Genomic DNA, 22,597 nt, shown 5'->3' with positions numbered 1-22,597 from the left:
CATGGATGCGGTGATCCCTTTGTGCAACAGCGCGGACCTGGTCAACGGGGGGCGCGCCGTGCCCTTTGACATTGTGTATGCCGGGCAGACTTGTCGGGCTTTTGCCATCCGCTACCAAGGTGAGGTGCATGCGTACCTGAACCGTTGTACCCATGTGGCGATGGAGATGGACTACCAGCCGGACCGCTTTTTTGACAACACCGGCCGCTGGCTGATGTGTGCCACCCATGGCGCCACCTACCAGCCAGACACGGGCGCGTGTTCCGGCGGACCCTGCCGCGGGGGCCTTGTGAAAATAGACCTTTCAGAGCGGGACGGCGTGGTTCACTGGCATACTGCCTACAACTTGAAACCTGTTGAATTTTGACCATGCAAGAACCCCGCGAGCCCTTGTTCACCAACGCTTCAGCCGATGCGATGCCCTCGGCAGAGCGCAGCTGGGAACGCCGTACTTTGGAGGCGCTGGCCTTTGCCACCTTGGAAGAGCAAAAAGCGGCACGCCGTTGGAAAGTGGGCCTGCGCTTGGTCTGGTTGCTCTTGATTGGTGTGATCGCCTGGCAAATGTTCAGCTACAACTCCCCAGCCATGAGCCCCAGCATGCCGCACACGGCCATGGTGGCCATCAAGGGCGAAATCGGCTCGGAAGGCGATGGCAGTGCCGAGAACGTCATGGCCTCCATGCGCAGTGCGCTGGAAGACTCAGGCTCACAGGCCTTGGTCTTGTTGATCAATTCGCCCGGCGGCAGCCCTGTTCAGGCGGGCTTGATCAACGATGAAATTCGCCGACTGAAAGCCCTGCACAAGAAACCGATTTACGTGGTGGTGGAGGAGTCGTGTGCTTCAGCCGCTTACTACATCGCCGCCGCCGCCGACAAGATTTTTGTCGACAAGGCCAGCATCGTGGGCAGCATCGGCGTCTTGATGGATGGTTTTGGTTTCACGGGTTTGATGGACAAGCTGGGCGTGGAGCGCCGCTTGATGACGGCGGGTGCCAACAAGGGTTTTCTGGACCCCTTCAGCCCTCAAACCGAAGCCCAGCGCAAACACGCCCAGGCCATGCTCGATCAGATCCACTCGCAGTTCATTCAGGTGGTGCGCCAGGGCCGGGGTGAGCGTTTGAAAGAAACACCTGAAATGTTCAGTGGCTTGTTCTGGAGTGGTCAGCAGGCGGTGGACATGGGCCTGGCCGACGCCCTGGGCAGTCTGGACGGTGTAGCGCGCGATGTGGTCAAGGCCCCCGAGGTGATTGATTATTCCCGTCATGAAAACGTGGCCGAGCGCTTGGCCAAGCGCTTTGGCGCTGCGGTGGGCGAGGGCGCGGTGCACGCCCTGCGCATGGGCTCAGCCTTGCGCTGAACCTGCTCAAGGCCCGATGGCGTAGACCGCGGGCGTGTGACCATCAGGGCCTTGCAGGCCCTTTTTCCATTGGGCCACGGTGTGGCTCTGGATGCGTGCCGAGGGCAGCGTCAAGCCGCTGGCAATGGCCAGCCGGGTGCCGCCTTGCAAACTTTGCAGCAAGCCGCTGAGCATGGCGGCATTGCGGTAAGGCGTTTCAATCCACAGCTGTGTCTGGCCTGTTTTGTGGGCCAGTGATTCGAGCTGTTTCAGGCGTGCAGAGCGCTCCCCCGCGTCTTGCGACAGGTAGCCCACAAACGCAAAGTTTTGGCCGTTCAGCCCGCTGGCGGCCAGGGCCAAGAGCAAAGAGACAGGGCCCACCAAGGGGATCACGGTCAAACCCAGATCGTGCGCAGCCCGCACCACCGAGCTGCCCGGGTCGGCCACGGCGGGCATGCCCGCTTCGCTGATCAGGCCGATGTCGTGCCCCTTCAGCGCCGCTGCCAGCAAGGGTTTGCCATCAAATCCCGATTGGTGATCGCCTTTTTTGTGCACATGGCGCGGCAATTCGGTGATCTGTTGTTCGGCCAGGGGCGCGACCAAAGGATGAGATTCACCCACGCGCTTGAGGAAGGCGCGGGTGCTTTTGGCGTTTTCGCAGACCCAGTGCTGCAAGCTGGCGGCGATGGCCAGCGTGCTGACGGGCAGGACATCGCTGACCGGGGCTTGCTCGGCGCAGCCAAAATCCAGCGGGGTGGGCACCAGGTACAGGCGGCCTTGGCTTGTCGGTGCGTTCACAGCAGTTTCACTCCAGCTTGGCGCAGCAGGCGTGCAGTGCGGATCAGGGGCAGGCCGATCAGCGCGGTGGGGTCGTCGTTGTCGATGGATTCGAGCAAAGCAATGCCCAAGCCTTCGCTTTTGGCGCTGCCTGCGCAGTCATAAGGTTTTTCGGCTTGCAGGTAGGACTCGATCTCGTCGTCGCTCAGGTCGCGAAAGACCACCCGCACAGCGGCCAGGTCCACCGCCTCAAAGCCGGTGGCCAGGCACACCACGGCCAAGGCGGTTTGAAACACCACGGTTTGGCCACGCATCTGCCGCAATTGCTGCACGGCGCGGGCATGTTCACCGGGTTTGCCCAAAGGCACCCCGGCCAGATCGGCCACCTGGTCGGAGCCAATCACCACCGATTCGGGGTGTTGGGCTGCCACGGCTTTGGCTTTGGCCAGGGCCAGGCGCAGGGCCAGATCGCGGGGCGATTCACCGGTTGCAGGGGTTTCGTCAACGTCGGGGGCAGCCACTGAAAACGGGATGCGCAAGCGCTCCATCAGTTCGCGACGGTAGCGCGAGGTGGAGCCCAGCACCACGGGGCGGGTTTCGGTGGAGTTCAAAACAGGGGGGCTTGCAGAAATGCTCATGGGGGTGATTCTCTTACACTGCGGGTATGGAAAAAAAGTTGGACCCCTCACATCTGGATGTCGTGGCCTTTGCGCGTGACGGCGCAAGCCTTGAAGGTCAGTCGCCCCTGAGCGCTTTGCCTCGCCTGCTCGATGAGCAAGTCGCGGGTGATCTGCAGGCTGGGCTGGTGGCTTGGCGCTTGCAAGGCCGTTTGGTGCCCCAGTCAGGGGGTGCCGATCAGGTTTGGCTGGATTTACAAGCTTCGGTGGCTTTGCCCATGCAGTGCCAGCGTTGTCTGACCCCCGTGCTGGAGACGGTGGAGGCAGAGCGTTCTTTCCGTTTTGTGGCGGATGAAGCCACGGCCGCCGCGCTGGACGATGAGGCTGAAGAAGATATTTTGGTCATCAGCCGTGACTTTGATGCGCTGGCCTTGGTGGAAGATGAGCTGATCTTGTCTTTGCCCTTGGTGCCTTTGCATGAGGTCTGCCCGAAAACCGTCCCCATGTCGGCGGTGGACTCCGAGTTCGAGACCGCTGCGGTCAAACCCAATCCGTTCGGCGTGCTGGCGGGCTTGAAAACAGGCAAGTCCTGATCTTTTTGAACTGGCTGGCCAAGTGCTTCAGCTTAGGCTATAATCGATGGCTTCGCTCAGTTCTCTTCTGAGTGACACTGTTATCAACCAGAAGCTGCGTTGTATTTGCGCGGCCTCCACAAGCTTCCAAGGAGCCATCATGGCTGTTCAGCAAAACAAAAAATCGCCTTCCAAGCGCGGCATGCACCGTTCGCACAATGCCCTGAATGTGCCAGGCATCGCTGTCGAGCCAACAACAGGTGAAACTCATCTGCGTCACCACATCAGCCCCAACGGTTTTTACCGCGGTCGCCAAGTGCTGAAAAACAAGTCCGAAGCCTGATCGGCGTCAGCCCTGAAGCCTCAAGAGGCCCGGCGCTACTTTTAAAGTAGCATCGGGCTTTTGTTTTTGTGGCTTTTGATTTGTATTTTCTCGTTTTGAGTCCAAGGATTCCATGACCTCGTCCACCCCGATCACTGTGGCAGTCGATTGCATGGGCGGTGACCACGGCCCAAGCATCACGCTGGCCGCGTGCCGTCGTTTCCTGTCGACTCACCCCGATGCCCGTTTGCTCTTGGTGGGTCGCCCTGAGGCTTTGAGTGGTTTGTCCGATCCGCGTGCCCAAGTGGTGCCCGCCACCGAAGTGGTGGAGATGGATGATCCACTGGAAATTGCCTTGCGCAAGAAAAAAGACTCGTCCATGCGCGTGGCCATCGAGCAGGTGCGCGATGGCAAAGCCGGTGCCGCCGTGTCTGCGGGCAACACCGGTGCATTGATGGCCATTGCCCGCTATGTGCTCAAAACCATGGACGGCATCGACCGTCCCGCCATTGCTGGGCAGATGCCCAACTTCAAGGGCGGTGGCACCACCATGCTCGATTTGGGCGCCAACGTCGACTGCACGCCAGAACACTTGCTTCAGTTTGCGGTGATGGGCTCGGCCCTGGTTTCGGTGTTGCAAGACAAGTCAAACCCCACGGTGGGCTTGCTCAACATCGGTGAAGAGGCCATCAAAGGCAATGAAATCATCAAAAAAACGGGTGAATTGCTGCGATCTGCAGGCAACGCCGGTGATTTGAATTTCCATGGCAACGTGGAAGGCAACGACATTTTCAAGGGCACGGTCGACATCGTGGTCTGTGACGGCTTTGTGGGCAATGTGGCCTTGAAAGCCAGCGAAGGCTTGGCCACCATGATTGGTGGTTTTCTGAAAACCGAGTTCTCTCGCAACATCTTCACGAAAATCGCAGCAATTTTGGCTTATCCGGTCTTATCTGCATTTAAAAATCGCGTAGACCATCGCCGCTACAACGGTGCAGCCCTGCTGGGCTTGCGTGGTTTGGTGTTCAAGAGCCATGGCTCGGCCGATGAGGTCGCTTTTGAAACCGCCCTGAACCGGGCTTATGATGCAGCCCGAAACCAATTGCTGGATCGCGTTCGTGAACGCATCGCGCATGCGGCCCCCTTGTTGATGGGCGTGCAAGCGGATCGGGCAGAACCAGCGGTCACCACACCATGAGAATTTACTCCCGCATCTTGGGCACTGGCAGTTACCTGCCAGAAAAACGCCTGACCAACGCCGACTTGGCTGCCGAATTGGCGCAACAAGGCGTCGAAACCTCCGACGACTGGATCGTCGAGCGCACCGGTATCCGGGCGCGTCACTTTGCGGCCGATACCCAAGGCAGCAGCGATCTGGCCACCGAAGCCGCCCGAAAGGCTTTGACGGCCGCAGGCATTGCGGCCGATGAACTCGATCTGATCATCGTCGCCACCTCGACCCCCGACATGGTTTTTCCATCGGTGGCGACCATGGTGCAGCACAAGCTGGGCACCGCCGGTTGTCCGGCGTTTGACGTGCAGGCCGTTTGCAGCGGCTTCATTTATGCGTTGACGATTGCCGATTCGATGATTCAGTCCGGCTCGGCCAAGCGCGCGCTGGTGATCGGCTCGGAAGTGTTCAGCCGCATCCTTGACTTCAAGGACCGCACCACCTGCGTGCTGTTTGGTGATGGCGCAGGCGCAGTCATTCTTGAGGCTTCAGACCAGCCCGGCATTTTGGCCACCGACTTGCACGCCGATGGCAAATACAAAGACATTTTGTGCGTGCCCGGGCACGTCAACAAAGGCGGCATCCTCGGTGATCCGGTGCTCAAGATGGACGGTCAGGCTGTGTTCAAACTGGCTGTGGGCGTGCTCGAAGAAACCGCCCGTGCCAGCCTGGCCAAGGCCAATCTGACCGATGCCGACATCGACTGGCTGATCCCGCACCAGGCCAACATCCGCATCATGCAAAGCACGGCCAAGAAGCTCAAGATGACTGCCGACAAGGTGGTCGTGACGGTGGATCAACACGGCAACACCTCGGCGGCCTCGATCCCGCTGGCGCTGGACACCGCCGTGCGCGACGGGCGCATCCAGCGCGGCCAGACCCTCATGCTCGAAGGCGTGGGTGGCGGCTTCACCTGGGGCTCGGTGCTCTTGCGTTATTGATCCGCGGTTGATTTGACAGGCCCGGGTCAGCGATGCGCGGCACGCTCACCCGTATTCTTTCCCGATACAAAATTTGCACATGACCACATTTGCTTTTGTTTTTCCCGGCCAGGGCTCCCAATCGGTGGGCATGCTGGATGCTTGGGGCGACCACCCCGTGGTGCTTGAAACCCTTCAAGAAGCCTCTGACGCCTTGGGCGAAGACGTGGCCAAACTGATCCACGAAGGCCCCAAAGAAGCGCTGGCCATGACCACCAACACCCAACCTGTGATGCTGGTGTCGGCCGTGGCCGCTTACCGCGCTTGGCTGGCCGAAGGTGGCGCCAAGCCGTCCGTGGTGGCGGGGCACTCGCTGGGCGAGTACAGCGCTCTTGTGGCGTCGGGTGTTTTGACGCTGGCGCAAGCTGCGCCGCTGGTGCGACTGCGCGCTGCCGCCATGCAAGAAGCCGTGCCGGTGGGCGTGGGCGCGATGGCCGCGATTTTGGGTCTGGCCTCGGACAAAGTCATTGCTGGTTGCCAAGAAGCCCAGGCCACATTTGCTACAGGCAGCGCCGAAGTGGTCGAGGCCGTGAACTTCAACGACGCGGCGCAAACCGTGATCGCGGGCAGCAAGGCCGCGGTGGACAAAGCCTGCGAAGTGCTCAAGGGCATGGGCGCCAAGCGTGCGCTGCTCTTGCCCGTGTCGGCCCCGTTCCATTCAAGCCTGATGAAACCAGCCGCTGAAAAGCTGCGCGAAAAATTGGCCACCCTGACGCTGGGCGCCCCGCAAATTCCGGTGCTCAACAACATCGATGTGGCCATCGAAACCGACGGCGACCGCATCCGCGATGCGCTGTACCGCCAGGCCTTTGGCCCGGTGCGCTGGGTCGAGTGCGTACAGGCGATCAAGGCCCGTGGCGTGACTACGCTGGTCGAATGCGGCCCCGGCAAGGTGCTGGCGGGCATGACCAAGCGCATTGACGCTGAATTGACCGGCGTGGCGCTGTACGACCCCGCCACCCTGGCTGAAGTGAAAGGACTGCTCGCATGAGTGAAACACCAAAACACATTGCACTGGTCACAGGCGCCTCGCGCGGTATCGGCGCATCCATTGCCCTGCATCTGGCACAACAAGGCTTTGTGGTCATTGGCACCGCCACCAGCGATGACGGCGCAGCCAAGATCAGCCAAGCGCTGTCGGCCTTTCCAGGCAGCCGGGGTGCCAATTTGAATGTGAACGACGCCGCGGCAGGCGAAGCCCTGATCGACGCCATCGTCAAGGAGCACGGCGGCTTGCAGGTGCTGGTCAACAACGCGGGCATCACCCGCGACACCCTGGCCATGCGCATGAAGGACGACGACTGGGATGCGGTGCTGGACACCAACCTCAAGGCCGTGTTCCGCATGAGCCGCGCCGTGATCCGCCCCATGATGAAGCAGCGCTATGGCCGCATCATCAGCATCACCAGCGTGGTGGGCGCGTCGGGCAACCCTGGCCAAGCCAACTATGCAGCGGCCAAGGCCGGTGTGGCGGGGATGACCCGTGCGCTGGCCCGAGAGTTGGGCAGCCGCAACATCACCGTGAACTGCGTGGCCCCCGGTTTCATCGAAACCGACATGACCGCCAGCTTGCCCGAAGAACAACAAAAAGCCTTGCTGGGCCAGATTCCTCTGGGCCATTTGGGCAAACCCGAAGACATCGCGCATGCCGTGGCCTACCTGGCCGGAAAGCACGCGGGCTATGTCACCGGACAAGAATTGCATGTCAATGGTGGCATGTTCATGGCCTGATTTTCCGGAAACCCCTTCCGGACAGGTAAAATCTTCATTTTTCACAACCCTCAGAGGGACCCCATGAGCGATATCGAAGCACGTGTCAAGAAAATCATTGCTGAACAACTCGGCGTTGAAGAGTCACAAGTCACCAACGAAAAAGCCTTTGTGGCCGATCTGGGTGCCGACTCCTTGGACACAGTGGAACTGGTGATGGCACTCGAAGACGAGTTCGGCATCGAGATTCCTGACGAAGACGCAGAAAAAATCACCACGGTGCAAGCTGCGATCGACTACGCCCAAAGCAAGAAGGCCTGATCGACGATGACCCGGCGCCGCGTTGTTGTCACGGGTTTGGGATGCGTCAGCCCCGTGGGCAACACGGTCGCCGATGCATGGTCCAACCTGCTTGCCGGTCAGTCCGGCATTGGTCCGATCACACGTTTTGATGCTTCAGCCATAGCCTGTCGGTTTGCGGGTGAAGTCAAAAACTTTGATCTCGAGTCCTACATCTCCGCCAAAGAGGCGCGGACGATGGACCGCTTTATTCACTTGGGTATCGCTGCCGCAGCCCAGGCCATTCAAGATTCAGGCTTGCCTACGGGCGAGGCGCTGAGTGAAGAAGAGGCTTGCCGCATCGGTGTGGTGATCGGTTCGGGCATTGGCGGTTTGCCGCTGATCGAAGACACCCACACCGAATACACGGCGCGCGGTGCACGTCGCATTTCCCCATTTTTCGTCCCAGCCTCGATCATCAACATGATCTCGGGCCATGTGTCGATGCGCAGTGGTTTCAAAGGCCCCAACTTGGCTGTTGTGACCGCTTGCACCACAGGTTTGCACAGCATTGGCGAAGCCGGTCGTTTGATCGAATACGGCGATGCGGATGTGATGGTGGCCGGTGGCTCTGAAGCTTGCGTGTCTCCGCTGGGTGTCGGTGGCTTTGCCGCCATGCGCGCCTTGTCGACCCGCAACGACGACCCTACAGCAGCATCGCGTCCTTGGGACAAAGACCGTGACGGTTTTGTGTTGGGCGAAGGCGCTGGCGTGATGGTGCTCGAAGAGTACGAACACGCCAAAGCCCGTGGCGCCAAGATCTACGCCGAGCTGGGTGGCTATGGCATGAGCGCTGACGCAGGTCACATGACCGCGCCCAGCATGGACGGCCCCCGCCGCGCCATGATCAATGCCATGCGCAATGCCGGTGTCAACACTGATCAGATCGATTATCTGAACGCGCACGGCACCTCCACACCGCTGGGTGACATCAACGAAACCAATGCCATCAAGGCGGCGTTGGGCGAGCACGCTTACAAAACTTTGGTCAGCTCGACCAAGTCCATGACGGGTCACCTCTTGGGTGGAGCGGGTGGCATTGAGAGCGTGTTCACGGTGTTGGCTGTGCACCATCAAAAAGTGCCGCCAACCATCAACCTGGTCAACCCCGACCCCGAGTGCGATCTGGACTACTGTGCCAACACGGCACGCGATGTGAAAATCGATGTGGCCCTGAAGAACAACTTCGGTTTCGGTGGCACGAACGGCTCTTTGGTGTTCAAACGCATCTGACGAGCCTTCCAGCAAGGTCACCACCATGCACAACGCCCCACCTGTGATTTATCCGGTGGGGCGTTTTGTTTGGGGCGTCCCTTGTATTGCTGTGTTGGCGCTGACCGGTGCTGTGGGCTTGCTGTGCTGGCAGGCCACGAGCGGTGCCGAGGGACTGACTGTTTGGGGTGCGTGGGCAGTTTGGGCTGTCTCGAGCACCTTGGCTTTGAGCCTCGAAGCGAGAGAATCTTCGGCGCAAGGCCATTTGGGCTGGTGCGGGGATGGCTGGAGTTGGCGAGACGGACACATGCAAGAGCGCGTGGTTCGATTAAGCCTGCTGCTCGATGGTGGTCGGTACATGTGGTTGTCCTACCGCATGGCAGACGCGTTGGAAACGCACAATGCCTGGCCTCGCATTGCCATCGTCAGACAGACCGACATGCCCTTGGCTTGGCATGGTTTTCGTTGCGCTGTATATTCGCGCCCACTGGGCAATGGGATGACTTCAGACCAACCTCAATGGCCCATGATCATTTGAGACACCAGCGGTCTTGGATGCGCTTGTATGACTTCAGATCAAGGGATGTACCGATGTTGAAAATGGCATTGAGAAAGTGCGCAGTCTCTTTTGTGGGGGCTGCAACGTTGCTGGGCGCAGTGGCCTGCTGGGGGCCTGGTGTGACCATGGCACAAAGCGCGCAGCCCGTGGTGCGGGGGCTGCCTGACTTCACCGAATTGGTCGAGCAGGTGGGGCCCTCTGTGGTGAACATCCGAACGCTTGAGAAGGTGCGCGCCAATGCGGCGGGATCGGGTGCGACCGATGAAGAAATGCAAGAACTCTTCCGTCGCTTTTTTGGCATGCCTTTGCCGAACGTGCCTCGGCAGTCGCCCAAACCCAATCGTCCTCAGGCGCCAGAAGAGTCGCAACCTCGTGGCGTGGGCTCGGGCTTCATTTTGAGTTCGGACGGCTTCATCATGACCAACGCCCATGTGGTGGAAGGCGCCGATGAGGTGATGGTGACACTGACCGACAAACGGGAGTTCAAGGCCCGCATCGTGGGCGCTGACAAACGCTCCGATGTGGCGGTGGTGAAAATCCAGGCTTCGGGCTTGCCTGCCGTCAAAGTGGGCGACGTCAGTCGCCTCAAGGTGGGTGAATGGGTCATGGCCATTGGTTCGCCGTTCGGTCTTGAAAACTCCGTCACCGCAGGCATTGTCAGTGCCAAGCAGCGTGACACGGGCGAGTACTTGCCCTTCATCCAAACCGATGTCGCCATCAACCCCGGCAACTCGGGGGGGCCGCTGATCAATATGCGCGGCGAAGTGGTGGGCATCAACAGCCAGATCTACTCACGCTCCGGTGGTTTCATGGGCATTTCTTTTGCGATCCCCATGGACGAGGCGGTGCGTGTGAGTGAGCAGCTGCGCAGCAGTGGCCGAGTGACTCGCGGTCGGATTGGCGTGCAAATTGCGCCCGTGACCAAAGAGGTGGCCGAGTCGATTGGCCTGGGTAAAGCCCAGGGGGCCTTGGTGCGCGGTGTGGAAGAGGGTGCACCGGCTGACAAGGCAGGCATCGAAGCAGGCGACATCATCACCAAATTTGATGGCAAGCCGATCGAGAAGATGGCGGACCTGCCCCGCTGGGTGGGCAACACCCAACCGGGCACCCGTGCGCCCATCACCGTGTTCCGCCGAGGCAGCAGCAAGGACCTGAGCATCACGGTGGCTGAGATCGAAGCCGATAAAACCGAGGCGTCTGCGGCCGAGAAGAAAACAGCCCCAACCAAAGCCGCCACTCTGGGCTTGGTGGTGAGTGACTTGACGGCAGCGCAGAAGAAAGAGTCGCGTGTTCGCGGTGGTGTGGTCGTGGACAGTGCCAGCGATGCGGCAGCCCGTGCAGGCATTCAGGAGGGCGATTTGATCCTGGCGGTGGCCAATATGGAAGTGGCCAGCGTGAAAGAGTTCGAGTCGGTGGTCAGTAAACTCGACAAGAGCCGCCCTGTGAGTCTGTTGATCCGCCGGGGTGATGGTGCCCAATATGTGTTGATCCGACCCGGTAAGTGAGCGGGTGGCGGACTTGTCAAGAGCCCCGCCGCTTTGCTGGGTTATTGATCACCCCATGGCGGTCCTGCGAATTATTTTTCAGATGCCGATTGGGGTGATTGAATGTGGGTAAATGCTAACTTTTATGGGTTCTCATAACGAATTTGGATAAAATCAGACGTCTTGACCATGAATTCATGGCATATCAGGCAGGTTCGAATTCACGATGCGAGATTCCCCAAAAGAATCCACCGCTCATGCACAGACCTTCCACAAGTTGTTCCTCGAAGTATTCGGTAGCTTGTGAATAAGTTGTGGATAAATTTCATGTTGCAAAGCAGCAACGACCGGTCTGAGGCGATTTTGGGGCTGTACGAATGGGGCAATTTGCCTACAATGAAGTCCCAACTATCGCAGTTGCCATAGATTGTTGGTTCAGGGCGCGTCATCCAAAGACGCGCCCTTTTTTCTTTTCCGGATCCTTGATCCTCAAACACTTGCAGACCTTCGTTGATGAATCACATCAGAAATTTTTCGATCATTGCGCACATTGACCATGGCAAATCCACGCTGGCCGATCGCTTGATTCAGCGTTGTGGAGGTCTGGAAGCCCGAGACATGGAAGCCCAAGTGCTGGACTCGATGGACATCGAGAAAGAGCGCGGCATCACCATCAAGGCGCAGACCGCTGCGCTGCACTACAAAGCCAAAGACGGTCAGATTTACAACCTCAACCTGATCGACACGCCCGGCCATGTGGACTTCTCTTATGAAGTCTCGCGTTCGCTGTCGGCCTGCGAAGGCGCCTTGTTGGTGGTCGACGCCAGCCAAGGTGTGGAGGCGCAAACCGTGGCCAACTGCTACACCGCGCTCGACCTGGGTGTGGAAGTGGTGCCCGTACTCAACAAGATGGACTTGCCCAACGCCGATCCCGACAACGCGCGTGCCGAAGTCGAAGACGTGATCGGCATTGACGCCACCGATGCGATTCCCTGCTCGGCCAAGACCGGCATGGGCATTGAAGAAATCCTGGAAGCTGTGGTGGCCCGTGTTCCGCCGCCCAAGGGCAACCCTGACGCACCTTTGCGCGCCATGATCATCGACAGCTGGTTCGACAGCTATGTGGGTGTGGTCATGCTGGTGCGCGTGGTCGATGGCCAGCTGCTCAAGAACGAGCGCATCCGCATGATGGCCAGCAATGCCGTTTATGAAGCGGGAAGCTTGGGGGTGTTCACTCCGGCCAACGAGCCACGTCAAATGCTGCGTGCAGGTGAGGTGGGTTACATCATTGCGGGCATCAAGGAATTGCAAGCGGCCAAGGTGGGCGACACCGTGACGCTGGAAAAGAAGCTACCCAACAACCTGGGCCCCGCCACCGACGCGCTGCCCGGTTTCAAGGAAATTCAGCCGCAGGTGTTTGCCGGTCTGTACCCGACCGAAGCCAACCAGTACGACGCGCTGCGCGATGCACTGGAAAAGCTCAAGCTCAACGATGCTTCGCTGCATTACGAGCCCGAAGTGTCTCAAGCGCTGGGCTTTGGTTTTCGCTGCGGCTTTTTGGGTCTGCTGCACATGGAGATCGTGCAAGAGCGCCTGGAGCGCGAGTTCGACCAGGACCTGATCACCACCGCGCCCAGCGTGGTGTACCAAGTGGTCAAGCCGGACGGCGAAGTCATCATGGTGGAGAACCCCTCCAAGATGCCCGACCAAGGCAAGCTGCAGGAAATCCGCGAGCCCATCGTCACAGTGCACCTGTACATGCCGCAAGACTATGTGGGCCCGGTCATGACACTGGCCAACCAAAAGCGCGGTGTGCAGATGAATATGGCGTACCACGGTCGTCAGGTCATGTTGACCTATGAAATGCCGCTGGGCGAGATCGTGCTCGACTTCTTTGACAAGCTCAAATCGGTCAGCCGGGGTTATGCCTCGATGGACTACGAGTTCAAGGAGTTCCGTGCCTCGGACGTGGTCAAGGTCGATATTTTGCTGAACGGCGAGAAGGTGGATGCGCTGTCCATCATCGTGCACCGCACGCAGGCCCAATACCGTGGCCGTGCCGTGGCTGCCAAGATGCGCGAGATCATTTCACGTCAGATGTTTGACGTGGCGATTCAAGCCGCCATTGGCGCCAACATCATTGCCCGTGAAAGCATCAAGGCTTTGCGCAAGAACGTGCTGGCCAAGTGCTACGGTGGCGACATTTCGCGCAAACGCAAACTGCTGGAAAAGCAAAAAGCGGGTAAAAAGCGCATGAAACAGATTGGCTCTGTCGAGGTGCCGCAAGAGGCATTCTTGGCGATTTTGCAGGTGGAAGATTGATGCAGTTTTTAACGTCTTTGGTGTTGGCCGCTTTTGTCGCCTATGCCGGTGGTTGGTATCTGGGCTTCATCGAGGGCAATTTCGCTTTGCTCTTGTTGTTGGCCACGGTCGTGACCGGTATTTACTGGTTGGCGGAACGCTTCGTGTTTTTGCCGCGCCGTGAACAAGCCGCCGCTCAAGTGGAAGCCCAAACGGCAGCACGCCGCGCTCAGCTGACCAAAATCGGCATCGAGAAAGTAGACACGAACACCCAGGACGCGCGTGACAAACTGCTGATGCAGCCTTGGTGGCTGGACTGGACGGCAGGGCTGTTTCCGGTCATCGTGGTCGTGTTCATCTTGCGCTCTTTCTTGTTTGAGCCTTTCAAGATCCCATCGGGCTCCATGATCCCGACACTGCACATTGGCGATCTGATTTTGGTCAACAAGTTCCACTACGGCATCCGCTTGCCGGTGGCCAACACCAAACTCACCGAAGGCACGCCCGTGCAGCGCGGCGATGTGATGGTGTTCCGCTACCCACCCAAGCCCAATGTGGACTACATCAAGCGTGTGGTGGGTGTGCCGGGCGATGAAGTGGCCTATCTGAACAAGAAGCTCACCATCAACGGCCAGCCGATCGAGACCCAGGCTTTGCCCGATTATTTCGACGACTCGACCATGCGGTATTTCAAGCACTTCAGCGAAAAGCTTGGCAGCAAACCGCACCAATCGATCCAGGACAACGACCGTCCGGCTTTTGTGCCGGGTGTGGACCCGTTCCCGCACAGCGAAAACTGCCAATACACCGTTGAAGGTGTGCGTTGCAAGGTGCCTGCCGGTCATTACTTCATGATGGGCGACAACCGCGACAACTCCTTGGATTCGCGCTATTGGGGCTTTGTGCCCGATGCCAACATCGTGGGCAAAGCCTTTTTTGTCTGGATGAACTTTGGCAACCTCAAGCGCATTGGCGCTTTTGACTGAGGTGAGCGTGGCCATCACATCCGCTGTTTCTCCTGCATTGTCTGAACTGCAAATCCGCTTGGGCTATGCGTTTCGCCAGCCCGGCTTGTTGCAGCAAGCGGTCACGCACCGCAGCTTCAGCGCAGACCACAACGAGCGCCTCGAATTTTTGGGTGACTCGGTCTTGAACCTGTCGGTGGCACACCTCTTGTATGCGCAGCTGGCCACTTTGCCCGAAGGCGATTTGTCCCGCGTGCGTGCCAACCTGGTCAAGCAAGACACCTTGCACCAACTGGCCAAGACGCTGGACCTGTCGGCTGTCATGCGACTGGGCGAGGGCGAGATGCGCTCGGGCGGGCAAAGCCGTCCGTCCATTTTGGCCGATGCGCTGGAAGCCATCATCGGCGCGGTGTACTTGGATGGCAGCTACAAAGACGCCCAAGCGCTGGTCGAGCGTTTGTTTGCCAAGGTCGACATCAAACCCGACATGCAGGCCGTGGGCAAAGACCCCAAGACCGAGCTGCAAGAGTGGCTGCAAGGGCGCAAGCTGGCCTTGCCCAAATACACCGTCATCGGCACCTCGGGGGCCGCACACCGCCAAGTGTTTGAAGTCTCTTGCGAAGTGACTGAATTGCGCCAAACCCAACAAGGCTCGGGCGCGTCGCGTCGCGCAGCAGAACAAGCAGCGGCCGAAGCCCTGCTGAAAATCCTCAAATCAGAAAGCGCCGCATGAGCACCGACAAAATTCAGGGCGATGAGCCCGAACGCACAGCACACGAGCAAATCGTGCGCCGCCCGGTGCAAATCGCAGGCGTGATCATTCAGCCGCGTGACAGCAGCGAAGCCGCCGCCTTGCCCGCTGTGACCATCGCGGCCCCTGTGGCGGTCGAAGGTCAACGTTGCGGCCTGGTCGCCATCGTGGGCAAGCCCAACGTGGGCAAGTCCACCTTGCTCAATGCCTTGGTGGGGCAAAAGATCAGCATCACGTCGCGCAAGGCGCAAACCACGCGCCACCGCATCACCGGCATCCGCACGCAAGGGGCCAACCAATTCGTGTTTGTGGACACGCCCGGCTTTCAGACCATCCATGGCACGGCGCTCAACAAGTCGCTGAACAAAACCGTGGTGGGCGCTGTGGGCGATGTGGACCTGGTGCTGTTCGTGGTGGAGGCGGGCAGTTTCACCAATGCCGATGCCAAGGTGTTGGCCCTGCTCAAGCCCGGTATCCCGGTCTTGCTGGTGGCCAACAAGCTCGACAACGTGCACCGCCGGGGCGACATCGCGCCTTGGTTGCGCGAGATGCAAGAGCGCCACGCCTTCACCGAGTTTGTGCCCATGTCTGCCAAGCAGCCCAAAGACATCGAGCGCTTGGTGGACATTTGCGAGAAGTATTTGCCCGAACAAGCTTGGTGGCACGCAGAAGACGAACTCACCGACCGCAGCGAGAAATTCCTCGCCAGCGAAATGGTGCGCGAAAAGTTGTTCCGCCTGACGGGCGATGAGTTGCCTTACACCTCCACGGTGGTGATCGACAAGTTCGAAGAAGAGCCAGGCCGCACCTCCAAGCGCATGCTGCGCATTGCGGCCACCATCGTGGTCGAGCGCGAGGGCCACAAGGCCATGGTGATCGGTGACAAGGGCGAAAAGCTCAAGCGCATCGGCACCGAGACCCGCATGGAACTGGAAAAGCTGCTGGATGCCAAGGTCTTCATCGAGCTGTGGGTCAAAGTGCGTTCTGGCTGGGCCGACGATGAAGCCCGCGTGCGCTCCTTCGGCTACGAATAAAAACCCAGCATGGCGACCCTAAGGATCGCGGATGAGCCAGCCTATGTGCTGCACCGCTACGACTGGAGCGAAACCAGTCTGATCCTGGAGGTGTTCACCCGTCACCACGGCCGCGTGGCGGTGGTGGCCAAAGGGGCCAAGCGCCCCAGCTCCAGCTTTCGCCCCGTGCTCTTGCCTTTGCAGCCTTTGTCGCTGACCTTCGGTGGCGATGGCGACATCCGCACCCTCAAGTCGGCCGAATGGGTGGGCGGCCATGTGATGCCCACGGGCGAGGCCCTGCTGTCGGGCTACTACCTGAATGAACTGCTCATGCGTTTGCTGGTGCGTGACGATCCGCATGCCCGTTTGTTCGAGGTCTATGCCGCCGCCGTGCGCCTGCTGGCCAGTGGCGAGCCCAGTGCCCTGCAATGGGCTTTGCGGGGCTTTGAGCTGATCTTGCTCAAGGACATTGGCCTGTTGCCAGCGCTCAATGCCCAGACGCTGACCCTCAAAGCCGTGGTGACGGATGAACACTATGCCCTGGTGCCTGAAGCCGGGCTGCAATGGGTACCCGCCGATGACCGCAGCGCCTTGACCGGCGGCCAGTGGCTGGCGCTGCAAGCTGCTTTGGACGATGCGAACCCGATGACCGCCTTGGTGCGCGACTGCGCGGACTTGCTGGTCCAATTGCAGCGCCCCATGCGCCTGATGCTCAACTACCATTGCGGTGTGGGCGCTTTGCGCACCCGTCAAATGATGCTGGACCTGCAAACCTTATGAACACTTCTGCCTCACGCGTGGCCCTGTCGGTCAATGTCAACAAAGTCGCGCTGCTGCGCAACTCGCGCCACCTGGGCATCCCCAGCGTGACCCGTGCGGCCGCGCTGTGCCTGCAAGCGGGTGCACAGGGCATCACCATCCACCCCCGACCTGACGAGCGTCACATCCGTGCCAGCGATGTGAGCGAGCTGACGGCGTTGATGAGAGCCTGGCCCGAGCGCGAGTTCAACATCGAAGGCAACCCCTTCCACAACTTGATGGACCATGTGCGTACCGTGCGTCCGCACCAGGTGACCTTTGTGCCCGACAGCGAAGGCCAGTTCACCAGCGACCACGGCTGGACCTTTCCGCAAGATGCTGAGCGTTTGAAGCCATTGATCGACGAGTGCAAAGCGCTGGGCGTGCGCGTGAGCCTGTTCATGGACCCCATCCCTGAGCAGATGGCCGCAGCCCGCGCTGTGGGTGCTGACCGGGTGGAGCTGTACACCGAGCCCTATGCGGCCACCTGGGGCACGCCAGACAATGCGGCCCAGTTGCAGCGCTATGCCGATGCCGCCGATGCCGCCACCCAGGTGGGCTTGGGCCTGAACGCGGGGCATGACCTCAACCGCGACAACTTGCCCGCTTTCGTGGCGGCGGTGAAGGGTTTGCAGGAGGTTTCGATCGGCCACGCCCTGATCGCCGATGCGCTGGAGCTCGGTTACGCCGCCACCGTGCAGGCTTATCTGGATGGCCTGAAAAAATGATCTACGGCATTGGCACCGACATCTGCGACATCCGCCGTATCCAGGCCAGCCTGGATCGGCACGGTGAGCGCTTTGCCGCCAAGGTGCTGAGCGATGCCGAGATGGCCAACTGGAAGGCCCGCAGCGCGCGTTGGCCCGAGCGGGGCGTGCGTTACCTGGCTACGCGCTTTTCGGCCAAGGAAGCTTTCAGCAAAGCCATTGGCTTGGGCATGCGCATGCCCATGACCTGGCGGCTGTGCGAAGTAGGCAAGCTGCACAGCGGTCAGCCGGTGATCGTTTTGCACGGGGTGCTCAAAGAATGGTTCGAAGCCAAAAACCTGAGCGCCCACATCACGGTGACCGACGAATCCGAATACGCCGCGAGTTTTTGTGTGGTCGAAACCCGGACCTCTTGATTTTTCTTTGTTGACCCTGAACTGCTGAGACACGCATGAGCCTCCACGCCCCCCTCATTCTGGACATCGAAGGCCACAGCCTGACGGCTGTGGACCGCCGCCGCCTGGCGCATCCCCTCACCGGTGGCATGATTTTGTTTGGCCGCAACTGGCACAGCCGAGCACAGCTCACCGACTTGTGTGCTGATATCAAAAGCCTCCGTCCTGACCTCTTGATCGCGGTGGACCACGAAGGCGGGCGTGTGCAGCGCTTTCGCACCGACGGCTTCACCCATTTGCCCAGCATGCGTGCTTTGGGCGAGTTGTGGTCGCAAGACGACAAAGGCCAGCCCGGCTCGGGCGTGCTCAAAGCCTGTGAAGCGGCCACCTCGGCGGGCTTTGTGCTGGCCAGCGAATTGCGTGCTTGCGGCGTCGATTTCAGCTTCACCCCGGTTCTGGATTTGGACCATGGCGAAAGCGGCGTCATCGGTGATCGCGCCTTCGCCCGCGACCCGCGTGTGGTGAGCCTGCTGGCCCGCAGCCTGATGCAGGGCCTCTTGCAAGCAGGGATGGGCAACTGCGGCAAACATTTCCCCGGGCATGGGGCCGTCAAGGCCGACTCGCATGTGGCGCTGCCGGTGGACAAGCGCAGCCTCAAAGCCATTCTGGCCGACGATGCACAGCCTTACCGCTGGCTCACCAGCGTGCTCACTGCGGTGATGCCCGCCCATGTGATCTACAGCAAGGTGGACAGCCGCCCGGCAGGCTTTTCGCCACGCTGGCTGCAAGACATCCTGCGTGCGCAGCTGGGCTTTCAGGGCGTGGTCTGCACCGACGACCTGTCGATGGCTGCCGCCCGCCAGATGGACGGGCGCACCCTCAGCTACACCGAGGCGGTGATCACTGCCCTGCAGGCAGGCTGTGACTTGGCGCTGCTGTGCAACCGCTCGGCGGTGAATGGCGGTGCAGAACTCGACGAAGTGCTCGACCAGTTGGCCGAGGCACAAGTCAAAGGCCAATGGCAGCCCAACGAGGTCAGTGAAGAGCGCCGCCTGAACCTGCTGCCGCGCTCGCCCGCCCGCCCCTGGGACGAGCTGGTGCGCTCGGCCGATTACATGCAGGCGCTTGACCGCCTGCCTTGATGTTGTATTGAGAAAGAGAAACTTGTGGCCACTTTGCTGACTTGGGTGTTCCGCCTGTTCATGACCTTCATGGGCCTGGCCTTTTTGCTGGGCCTGGTGGCGGCGTTGGGCATATACATTGTGTGGGCCACCTTGCGCTGGCTGCTGACTGGGCGCAAGCCGCAGGTGGTGATGGTCTGGCAACAGTTCAGTGCCATGCGCAAGAACTTTGGCCAGGGCGGTTTCCGTGGGCAAACCGCCCCCGGATCCGAAGAGGCTTGGGGCCGTGCGCAGGCTCGCTCTTTCGACGATCAGGTGGTTGATGTCGAAGTGCGTGAGGTGGTCGAAGACGCGCCGCGATTGCCACATGGTGAGCCACCCGAACGCCGAAGCTGATAAGGCAGAGATGCACCCATGAAAAAACCCGGCCCAGGCCGGGTTTGTTTTTGTGTGTGCGCTGAGCTTATTCCTGCACGTGCCTCAGGGCAGGGAACAAGATCACGTCACGGATGCTGGCGCTGTCGGTCAGCAGCATCATCAGGCGGTCGATGCCAATGCCGCAGCCGCCTGCGGGCGGCATGCCGTATTCGAGGGCACGCACAAAGTCGTGGTCGTAGTACATGGCTTCGTCGTCGCCATCGTCTTTGGCGGCCACTTGGGCATGGAAGCGGGCGGCCTGGTCTTCGGCATCGTTCAACTCGCTGAAGCCGTTGCCGAACTCGCGGCCAGTGATGTAGAGCTCAAAGCGCTCGGTCACTTCGGGGCGGGTGTCGTTGGCACGGGCCAGGGGTGAGATTTCGGTGGGGTGCTCCATGATGAAGGTCGGCTCCCAGAGCTTGTCTTCCACGGTTTCCTCAAAGTAGAACACCTGCAAGCTGGCGAGACTCCGTGTGGACAGCTTGTCTTTGGCTTCGCTCATGCCCAGCTTTTTCAGGGCGTTGATCAGCCATTCGGCGTTGTCCACGTTGTCACCCGCCTCGGTGTGCTTGACGATGGCTTCGCGGATCGTCATGCGGGCAAAAGGCTTGTTCAGGTCCACCGGCTTGCCGTTGTAGCTCAGGTCCAGCGTGCCCGCAGCGGTCATGGCCGCGTCGCGGATCAGGCTTTCGGTAAAGCCCATCAGGTCCTGGTAGTTCCAGTACGCTGCGTAGAACTCCATCATGGTGAACTCGGGGTTGTGGCGCACCGAGATGCCTTCGTTGCGGAAGTTGCGGTTGATCTCGAACACACGCTCAAAACCGCCCACCAACAAGCGCTTGAGGTACAGCTCGGGCGCGATGCGCAAGAACATCTCTTGGTCCAGCGCGTTGTGGTGCGTCACAAACGGCTTGGCATTGGCACCACCGGGAATGGGGTGCAGCATGGGCGTTTCGACTTCCAAAAAGCCGTGCTGGACCATGAATTCGCGAATGCCGCTCACGGCCTTGCTGCGGAGCACAAAGCGCTTGCGGGCGGCTTCGTCGGTCATCAGGTCCACATAGCGCTGGCGGTATTTGACCTCTTGGTCGGCCACGCCGTGGAACTTGTCGGGCATGGGGCGCAGGCTCTTGGTGAGCATGCGGATGCTGGTGGCGTGGATCGACAGCTCACCCGTCCGGGTTTTGAACAGGTGGCCTTCCACGCCCACGATATCGCCCAAGTCCCAGTGCTTGAACAGAGCGTACAGGTCTTCTCCTACATCGTCGCGGGTCACATAGACCTGGATGCGGCCCGTGGCGTCTTGCAGCGTGGCAAAGCTGGCCTTGCCCATCACGCGCTTGAGCATCATGCGGCCTGCGACTTTGGCGGTGGTCTTGGCCACGCCTTCGCCGTTCAGTTCTTCGGCGACTTTGTCGCCGTGTGCCTGGTGCAGGTTGGCCGCGTGGTGCTCGGGCTTGAAGTCGTTGGGGAATGCCACGCCTTTGCCGTCGGCCTGCGCCTGGCGCATGGCCTTGAGTTTTTCGCGGCGCTCGGCGATCAGCTGGTTTTCATCTTCTGGGGCTGGTGCGGCTGCGGCGTTGGCGTTCGTATCGGACATGGCGGGCGGTGGTTAGGCTGGGTGCGCTGTGCACCTGAACCGGGGTTGCGGGGAACTGTGATTGCGCCAAGGCGCAAAGCTATCTATTTTAAGAGTTTGCCGGGGGCTTTTCGCCGGGACCGCTCGGGTTCTTGGCGGATGGTTCGGCCGGGGCCACCAGATCGCCCACCAACTCCAGTCGCATCAATGGCTCTTGCAGGGCAAACAGGCGGTATTTCATCTGCAAAGGCAGGGGCAGCAACTCACCCCAGCGCTGGGACAGCCAGCTGCAGTCCTGCAGCCGCCAGGCCTCGTTCCATGGCGGCACCACGCTGGGCTGGGCGCTCAACTGGGTCAGGGCCTCGTGCATTTGGGTGGACAGGTGTTGCAGGTCTTCAGGCACTTGCACGGCGGGCTCGGGCGGCATGAATTGCACCCGGCCCAACCACAGGCCGTCGCTGCGCTGCTGCGTGGCTTCAATGCGGAACTTCTCCACACCCCGGCACCAGACCATCACCAAGCCGGGCTGGGGCCGCTCGATGCGCTCGATCTGCACCCGGGTGCCCATGGCCTCGAACTGCTCGGCCGCTGAACCAGGGCGGTGTACCTCACGCCCCTGGGTCAGAGTGACCACCCCAAAGCCTGTGCCTTGGCGTTCGCATTCACCAATCATCTGCAAATAACGCAGCTCGAACAATTGCAAGGGCAGCAGGGCGCCCGGAAACAGCACCGTTCCCAATGGGAACAGGGGCAATTCCGTCAGCGTTTCGGGGGATGGGGCTTGGCTTTCAGGCATCTGGGTATCATCGCACGAGGAGGACAAAAGCGATGTGGATGCATTTGGTGAACATGGTTTTGGAGGTGCTGGCGGGCCTTGTGGCGGGCACCTGTTTGTTGCGCTTTGTCATGCAATGGCAGCGCATCTCGTTTCAACAGCCCGTTGGGCGCTTTGTGTTTGCCGTGACCGATTGGCTGGTCTTGCCTTTGCGCAAGCTCATCCCCGCGGGGTCGGGCTGGGATCTGTCGAGTCTGCTGGGGGCTTGGTTGGTCAAGCTGGCGCAGTTTGGCCTGCTCTGGTTTTTGGCGGGTGGGCGCGGTGCATTGGGTTTGTTGCCGCTGGTGAGTCTGGTGGGCTTGGTGCAGTTGGTGGTGTCTGCGTTGGGGGCTTTGGTGTTGGTGTTGGCCGTCATGTCTTGGGTCAATCCCGGCTCGCCCATGCATGTGTTGAGTGAGCGTTTGTGCGCCCCGTTTTTGCAGCCGTTTCGCCGCTGGATACCGCTTGTCGGCGGTGTGGATTTGTCGCCACTGGCCCTGCTGCTGCTGTTGCAGATGCTGGGCATTGTCCTGGCCCAATTGCAAATGAGCTGGATGTACTGAAGCGCTTTATGCCTGCACCAAAACAAAGGCCCTCG

26 protein-coding genes are annotated in these 22,597 nt (G+C 60.2%); 22 read left to right on the top strand and 4 right to left on the bottom strand.

Annotated features, from left to right (window positions below):
- Position 1 precedes the first annotated feature (1 nt).
- Positions 2–367, top strand: coding sequence for a Rieske 2Fe-2S domain-containing protein (locus tag B9Z43_RS00700; protein WP_108322256.1), 366 nt, complete (start codon positions 2–4; stop codon positions 365–367).
- Positions 368–369: 2 nt separating this feature from the next.
- A complete protein-coding gene (locus B9Z43_RS00695) occupies positions 370–1,356 on the top strand; it encodes a S49 family peptidase (RefSeq protein ID WP_108322255.1) in 987 nt (328 codons plus the stop codon).
- 6 nt (positions 1,357–1,362) lie between these two features.
- Here the strand turns inward: B9Z43_RS00695 and B9Z43_RS00690 are convergent, their stop codons facing one another.
- Both B9Z43_RS00690 and B9Z43_RS00685 read right to left on the bottom strand, forming a co-directional pair.
- Positions 1,363–2,133 (bottom strand): SAM-dependent methyltransferase, encoded by a 771-nt coding sequence (locus B9Z43_RS00690; protein WP_108322254.1) that lies wholly within the window; start codon positions 2,131–2,133, stop codon positions 1,363–1,365.
- Positions 2,130–2,750, bottom strand: coding sequence for a Maf family nucleotide pyrophosphatase (locus B9Z43_RS00685; protein ID WP_199222225.1), 621 nt, complete (start codon positions 2,748–2,750; stop codon positions 2,130–2,132). Before B9Z43_RS00685 ends, B9Z43_RS00690 begins: the two co-directional genes overlap by 4 nt.
- A 26-nt stretch (positions 2,751–2,776) precedes the next feature.
- Between B9Z43_RS00685 and B9Z43_RS00680 the strand changes: the two genes are divergently transcribed.
- From B9Z43_RS00680 to B9Z43_RS00590, 19 genes are all read left to right on the top strand, one after another.
- Positions 2,777–3,322: a DUF177 domain-containing protein gene (locus B9Z43_RS00680; RefSeq protein ID WP_108322253.1), complete on the top strand. Its 546-nt coding sequence runs from the start codon at positions 2,777–2,779 to the stop codon at positions 3,320–3,322.
- A 139-nt stretch (positions 3,323–3,461) separates the two neighbouring features.
- Positions 3,462–3,644, top strand: a complete 183-nt coding sequence (gene rpmF / locus B9Z43_RS00675; protein WP_005794249.1) for a 50S ribosomal protein L32 — start codon at positions 3,462–3,464, stop codon at positions 3,642–3,644.
- Between the two features lie 112 nt (positions 3,645–3,756).
- A complete protein-coding gene (plsX, locus tag B9Z43_RS00670) occupies positions 3,757–4,821 on the top strand; it encodes a phosphate acyltransferase PlsX (protein ID WP_108322252.1) in 1,065 nt (354 codons plus the stop codon).
- Positions 4,818–5,795: a beta-ketoacyl-ACP synthase III gene (locus B9Z43_RS00665; RefSeq protein ID WP_108322251.1), complete on the top strand. Its 978-nt coding sequence runs from the start codon at positions 4,818–4,820 to the stop codon at positions 5,793–5,795. The genes plsX and B9Z43_RS00665 overlap by 4 nt, the downstream gene beginning before the upstream one ends.
- Positions 5,796–5,874: 79 nt before the next feature.
- Positions 5,875–6,825, top strand: coding sequence for an ACP S-malonyltransferase (gene fabD, locus B9Z43_RS00660; RefSeq protein WP_108322250.1), 951 nt, complete (start codon positions 5,875–5,877; stop codon positions 6,823–6,825).
- Positions 6,822–7,565 carry a 3-oxoacyl-ACP reductase FabG gene (gene fabG, locus B9Z43_RS00655; protein ID WP_108322249.1) on the top strand — a complete coding sequence of 248 codons (744 nt, stop codon included), beginning with the start codon at positions 6,822–6,824 and terminating at the stop codon, positions 7,563–7,565. The genes fabD and fabG overlap by 4 nt, the downstream gene beginning before the upstream one ends.
- 63 nt (positions 7,566–7,628) lie before the next feature.
- Positions 7,629–7,865, top strand: coding sequence for an acyl carrier protein (acpP, locus tag B9Z43_RS00650; protein ID WP_019427049.1), 237 nt, complete (start codon positions 7,629–7,631; stop codon positions 7,863–7,865).
- Positions 7,866–7,871: 6 nt separating this feature from the next.
- Positions 7,872–9,116 (top strand): beta-ketoacyl-ACP synthase II, encoded by a 1,245-nt coding sequence (fabF, locus tag B9Z43_RS00645; protein ID WP_108322248.1) that lies wholly within the window; start codon positions 7,872–7,874, stop codon positions 9,114–9,116.
- A 25-nt stretch (positions 9,117–9,141) separates the two neighbouring features.
- Entirely contained in the window at positions 9,142–9,633 is a 492-nt protein-coding gene (locus tag B9Z43_RS00640; protein WP_108418214.1) for a hypothetical protein, read from the top strand.
- Positions 9,634–9,686: 53 nt separating this feature from the next.
- Entirely contained in the window at positions 9,687–11,159 is a 1,473-nt protein-coding gene (locus B9Z43_RS00635; protein ID WP_108322246.1) for a DegQ family serine endoprotease, read from the top strand.
- 492 nt (positions 11,160–11,651) lie between these two features.
- On the top strand, positions 11,652–13,460 hold the full coding sequence (gene lepA / locus B9Z43_RS00630; RefSeq protein ID WP_108322245.1) for a translation elongation factor 4: 1,809 nt from the start codon (positions 11,652–11,654) through the stop codon (positions 13,458–13,460).
- Complete coding sequence (gene lepB, locus B9Z43_RS00625) at positions 13,460–14,425, top strand: signal peptidase I (RefSeq protein ID WP_108322244.1); 966 nt, start codon at positions 13,460–13,462, stop codon at positions 14,423–14,425. The genes lepA and lepB overlap by 1 nt, the downstream gene beginning before the upstream one ends.
- Before the next feature lie 7 nt (positions 14,426–14,432).
- On the top strand, positions 14,433–15,137 hold the full coding sequence (rnc, locus tag B9Z43_RS00620) for a ribonuclease III (protein WP_199222224.1): 705 nt from the start codon (positions 14,433–14,435) through the stop codon (positions 15,135–15,137).
- Entirely contained in the window at positions 15,134–16,189 is a 1,056-nt protein-coding gene (era, locus tag B9Z43_RS00615) for a GTPase Era (protein ID WP_199222223.1), read from the top strand. Before rnc ends, era begins: the two co-directional genes overlap by 4 nt.
- 9 nt (positions 16,190–16,198) lie before the next feature.
- Entirely contained in the window at positions 16,199–16,948 is a 750-nt protein-coding gene (gene recO, locus B9Z43_RS00610) for a DNA repair protein RecO (protein ID WP_108322242.1), read from the top strand.
- Positions 16,945–17,694 carry a pyridoxine 5'-phosphate synthase gene (locus tag B9Z43_RS00605; RefSeq protein WP_108322241.1) on the top strand — a complete coding sequence of 250 codons (750 nt, stop codon included), beginning with the start codon at positions 16,945–16,947 and terminating at the stop codon, positions 17,692–17,694. The genes recO and B9Z43_RS00605 overlap by 4 nt, the downstream gene beginning before the upstream one ends.
- Complete coding sequence (acpS, locus tag B9Z43_RS00600; RefSeq protein ID WP_108322240.1) at positions 17,691–18,089, top strand: holo-ACP synthase; 399 nt, start codon at positions 17,691–17,693, stop codon at positions 18,087–18,089. Before B9Z43_RS00605 ends, acpS begins: the two co-directional genes overlap by 4 nt.
- Before the next feature lie 35 nt (positions 18,090–18,124).
- The gene (gene nagZ, locus B9Z43_RS00595; protein ID WP_108322239.1) at positions 18,125–19,210 is read left to right on the top strand and encodes a beta-N-acetylhexosaminidase; all 1,086 of its coding nucleotides are present in this window, start codon (positions 18,125–18,127) and stop codon (positions 19,208–19,210) included.
- A gap of 24 nt (positions 19,211–19,234) precedes the next feature.
- Entirely contained in the window at positions 19,235–19,585 is a 351-nt protein-coding gene (locus tag B9Z43_RS00590) for a hypothetical protein (protein WP_233249948.1), read from the top strand.
- A 67-nt stretch (positions 19,586–19,652) separates the two neighbouring features.
- Here B9Z43_RS00590 and lysS read toward each other — a convergent pair whose 3' ends face one another.
- Entirely contained in the window at positions 19,653–21,206 is a 1,554-nt protein-coding gene (gene lysS / locus B9Z43_RS00585; protein WP_108322238.1) for a lysine--tRNA ligase, read from the bottom strand.
- 88 nt (positions 21,207–21,294) lie between these two features.
- On the bottom strand, positions 21,295–21,981 hold the full coding sequence (locus B9Z43_RS00580) for an LON peptidase substrate-binding domain-containing protein (RefSeq protein WP_108322237.1): 687 nt from the start codon (positions 21,979–21,981) through the stop codon (positions 21,295–21,297).
- Positions 21,982–22,013: 32 nt separating this feature from the next.
- Between B9Z43_RS00580 and B9Z43_RS00575 the strand changes: the two genes are divergently transcribed.
- On the top strand, positions 22,014–22,562 hold the full coding sequence (locus B9Z43_RS00575) for a YggT family protein (RefSeq protein WP_108322236.1): 549 nt from the start codon (positions 22,014–22,016) through the stop codon (positions 22,560–22,562).
- The last annotated feature ends 35 nt before the right edge of the window (positions 22,563–22,597 follow it).

It is taken from the genome of Limnohabitans sp. MMS-10A-192, from assembly GCF_003063335.1.
Classification (GTDB): domain Bacteria; phylum Pseudomonadota; class Gammaproteobacteria; order Burkholderiales; family Burkholderiaceae_C; genus Limnohabitans_A.
This window is presented reverse-complemented; position numbering and strand designations above follow the sequence as displayed.